The 3,980-nt window shown below is 36.6% G+C and carries 3 protein-coding genes and 1 pseudogene; 2 read left to right on the forward strand and 2 right to left on the reverse strand.

All coding sequences use genetic code 11. The features are described 5' to 3' along the window. Nucleotides 1-327 (reverse strand): annotated as a pseudogene (locus tag OZD61_RS04150) (IS4 family transposase); the annotation flags it as partial. 260 nt (nt 328-587) lie between these two features. Then, nucleotides 588-1,394 carry a CAF17-like 4Fe-4S cluster assembly/insertion protein YgfZ gene (ygfZ, locus tag OZD61_RS04155; RefSeq protein ID WP_274979966.1) on the reverse strand — a complete coding sequence of 269 codons (807 nt, stop codon included), beginning with the start codon at nt 1,392-1,394 and terminating at the stop codon, nt 588-590. A 167-nt stretch (nt 1,395-1,561) separates the two neighbouring features. Between ygfZ and OZD61_RS04160 the strand changes: the two genes are divergently transcribed. After that, the gene (locus OZD61_RS04160; protein WP_274979967.1) at nt 1,562-1,843 is read left to right on the forward strand and encodes a co-chaperone GroES; all 282 of its coding nucleotides are present in this window, start codon (nt 1,562-1,564) and stop codon (nt 1,841-1,843) included. A gap of 100 nt (nt 1,844-1,943) precedes the next feature. Continuing rightward, nucleotides 1,944-3,593: a chaperonin GroEL gene (groL, locus tag OZD61_RS04165; protein ID WP_010962503.1), complete on the forward strand. Its 1,650-nt coding sequence runs from the start codon at nt 1,944-1,946 to the stop codon at nt 3,591-3,593. Nucleotides 3,594-3,980 lie beyond the last annotated feature (387 nt).

Genomic DNA, 3,980 nt, shown 5'->3' on the forward strand with positions numbered 1-3,980 from the left:
TAAGATTTTGCAATCAACTTGCAAGATATTTTTAAAGAGAATCACAGATTCATTATACATCCTTTTCATAAATTCCACTGCTTCTTCAGTAAATCTAAAATCCAAACCTTGTTTTGTTATATCTATCGAGTCCTCGTTTAGTAATTGACACATTGTTTCTACGCTACAATTATCAACTCCTATATTACCCAAGACCATGGCTTTTACGAATGATGAACCTTTTAGCTTTCTCTTTCTTTTTATAAACCTTGTTGTAATTGAGATTTTCTCTGCTTTTTCATTAAAAAATTCTTTGAGCTTTTTTGATAAGCAAGTTATTTTATTCATTGGTTCTCTCACTAAAAGTATATCTGGGAGAACTTATACCTTGTTATTCTATCTCTTTCATACCTCTATTTCCTTAACTTGACGCGTATGCTTTTTTGAACATTCCCGGAAATGCAGAAAAAAAATGTTCAACATTATACCAGGAGTCCTTGTCGTTTTAATCTGCACAGATTGCGAAGTTAAATGAAATAGCTTCACTGCTATGATAAGGGCGCTGGCGAAGGGTGTCAAGCAAGTTTTTCGTTTCTATATGCGCTACCTTAAGACTTCAACGTCTTAACGCACCTAACTCCATCTGCATATAAATTTGCATGGCTCTTTCCAGTATTAAGCAATGCAAATCCAATGTTGTCTACACTAGAGCGCAGTTCCCCTATTTCCTCATTGTTTTCATTTGTCACTTTAGTGCCAATATCTGGAAGTGCGTTATCCCCCTCAACAAAGTAAAGTTTTCTTCTGAATATTTCTTGTCTGCTCATTCGATTTACGACTTCCTGACCTATATAACACCCCTTATTAAAGCTTATACCGTTTACTTTATCGATTAAAAATTGCAGCGGAAACGATGAATTCTGCACCATATCTTTCGCTCCATCTGGAACGAGATTTTGAATTCTGACTTTTTCATACTGAGTAAAATCCCCAACCGGCTCTTTTATTTCATCTTTATGTATGATCCTCATTCCTAGCAGCTTGTGCCTTGGATCTTGAAAAATAACTTGTGACTTACTACTACACTCCGCCAACTTAGTATTAAACAAAACCCCAACCTTATATAGTGCACTAACGTCTTTAATCTTTACCCTCAAATAAGTTTTAAGTAAATCTAGTTTCTCGATTATTTGCTGCAAGTGCATGTTTTCGCACTCCAAGAGGATGTATTTACCATATTCAATAAGAAAAAAATCATATAGATATTTTCCCTGAGGGCTAAGCAATAAAGAGTAAATGGCTTTTTGGCTATCCAACTTATTAATATCGTTGGTTATAATACCCTGCAGAAAATCTCCAGTGTCAGGCCCATATAGCACTATCACACCACGACTTAAAAATGGTATATAACTCATGAAATCTCTATAAATAAATCTAAATTTTATTATATAACATTAGGCTCTTTTAGAAACTGCTTTTGGCGTGCATATTTTACAAGCTCCAGCCCTTGAAATCTAACTTACGAGTATATATATATAAACTTATAAGTTAGTTTGTTGATGAGGAAAAACAAATGTCAAGTATAAGTTTAAATGTATTAGGTGATAGCGTGCTGATCAGGCCTATTAGCGAAGAAAAGCAAGGTGGAATTGTGCTTCCATCAAGTGCTGAAAAGAAACCTACTAAAGGTGAAGTTATAGCAATTGGTGAAGGTTCACGCAATTTAAGTGGCGAACGCGTAACTTTAACTGTGAAAGCTGGTGATAAAGTGTTCTATCGCCAATGGGCTGGTACAGAAATAGAACATAATAATGAGAAGCTTATCGTGATGAAGGAATCCGATATACTTGCTGTCATTAAGTAGCGGTCTTTATTTTACTAAACTGAAACAAAGCGCAACATAGCGCATTGTAAGTGGTTTTATTATAGTTTTCTAAATTTTTTATTAACAAGAGGTGATAAAAATGACTAATGTAGTAGTATCAGGTGAGCAGTTGCAAGAAGCCTTTCGTGAAGTCGCAGCAATAGTGGATTCAACGGTAGCAATAACTGCAGGACCTAGAGGAAAAACAGTAGGGATTAATAAGCCCTATGGAGCACCAGAAATTACAAAAGATGGTTATAAGGTGATGAAGGGTATCAAGCCTGAAAAACCATTAAACGCTGCGATAGCAAGCATCTTTGCACAGAGTTGTTCTCAATGTAACGACAAAGTTGGTGATGGTACAACAACGTGCTCAATACTAACTAGCAACATGATAATGGAAGCTTCAAAATCAATTGCTGCTGGAAACGATCGTGTTGGTATTAAAAACGGAATACAGAAGGCAAAAGATGTAATATTAAAGGAAATTGCGTCAATGTCTCGTACAATTTCTCTAGAGAAAATAGACGAAGTGGCACAAGTTGCAATAATCTCTGCAAATGGTGATAAGGATATAGGTAACAGTATCGCTGATTCCGTGAAAAAAGTTGGAAAAGAGGGTGTAATAACTGTTGAAGAGAGTAAAGGTTCAAAAGAGTTAGAAGTTGAGCTGACTACTGGCATGCAATTTGATCGCGGTTATCTCTCTCCGTATTTTATTACAAATAATGAAAAAATGATCGTGGAGCTTGATAATCCTTATCTATTAATTACAGAGAAAAAATTAAATATTATTCAACCTTTACTTCCTATTCTTGAAGCTATTGTTAAATCTGGTAAACCTTTGGTTATTATTGCAGAGGATATCGAAGGTGAAGCATTAAGCACTTTAGTTATCAATAAATTGCGTGGTGGTTTAAAAGTTGCTGCAGTAAAAGCTCCAGGTTTTGGTGACAGAAGAAAGGAGATGCTCGAAGACATAGCAACTTTAACTGGTGCTAAGTACGTCATAAAAGATGAACTTGGAATCAAGATGGAAGATCTCACGCTTGATGATCTTGGTACGGCTAAAAATGTTAAAATTACTAAAGATAATACCACAGTTGTCAGCGAAAATAGCGATTCTGACAGTGTGAAAGCTAGAATCGAGCAGATTAAATCTCAAATTGAAACTTCAACTTCTGATTATGATAAAGAAAAGCTAAGAGAACGTTTAGCGAAATTATCAGGTGGCGTTGCTGTGCTCAAAGTTGGTGGAGCAACTGAAGTGGAAGTTAAAGAACGTAGAGATAGAGTCGAAGATGCGCTGCATGCAACAAGAGCCGCAATTGAAGAAGGTATAGTTCCAGGTGGTGGGGTTGCGCTTCTTTATGCTTCATCTGTTCTCGACAAATTAAAAGGTGCAAGTGACGAGGAACAAATAGGCATAAACATTATCAAGAAAGTTCTCAGTGCTCCAATTAGAAGGTTAGTCAAAAATGCTGGTCTTGAATCTGCTGTTATAATTGACTATTTGATTAAGCAGAATGATAAAGAGCTTATATACAACGTTGAGGCTATGAATTATGCTAATGCGTTTACGGCTGGTGTGATTGATCCAGCAAAAGTGGTGCGTATTGCTTTTGAAACAGCGGTATCTGTTGCGAGTGTGCTGATAACTACTGAATCTATGATAGTTGATGTACCAAGCAAAGAAAATGCTTCATCTCCTATGGGTGCAGGAGAAATGAGTGGCATGGGTGGATTCTAAGTAGAATGAAACCGTGGAGCAATTGCTCCACGGTAGTTCCAAAAAATCTCACATTTTACTATTCGTTAAAGGTAATACGTTTGGTGCAGAAATGCACTGCTGTTTGCATCCGTTTCACTCCTTTATATTGTGGTTGTCTAATAACAAAAAGGCAGCATAAGAAAACTATAACCCCTAGTATATTTATACTATAGCTGACCCAAGCAACACGTCATACCGCGATTCATTCCACAACTGTACGAACATTACAATATGGCACATAGTAAACGATGTCATGAAAGTAGCTGACACTGGAATGACACCCTTTTGGATGGAAACCAGTGTCACGCACTGGCATGACACCCATTTGTTCCTATAGTTGTCTTTTCTCGTCTACCTTATTTTGCC

Origin of the sequence: Wolbachia endosymbiont of Drosophila bocki, from assembly GCF_028982005.1 — a bacterium.
Taxonomy (GTDB): domain Bacteria; phylum Pseudomonadota; class Alphaproteobacteria; order Rickettsiales; family Anaplasmataceae; genus Wolbachia; species Wolbachia pipientis.

Coding starts and splice junctions, on each gene's coding strand:
- ygfZ (WP_274979966.1), bottom strand. CDS start 1,394: ATGAGTTATATACCATTTTTAAGTCGTGGTGTGATAGTGCTATATGGG.
- groL (WP_010962503.1), top strand. CDS start 1,944: ATGACTAATGTAGTAGTATCAGGTGAGCAGTTGCAAGAAGCCTTTCGT.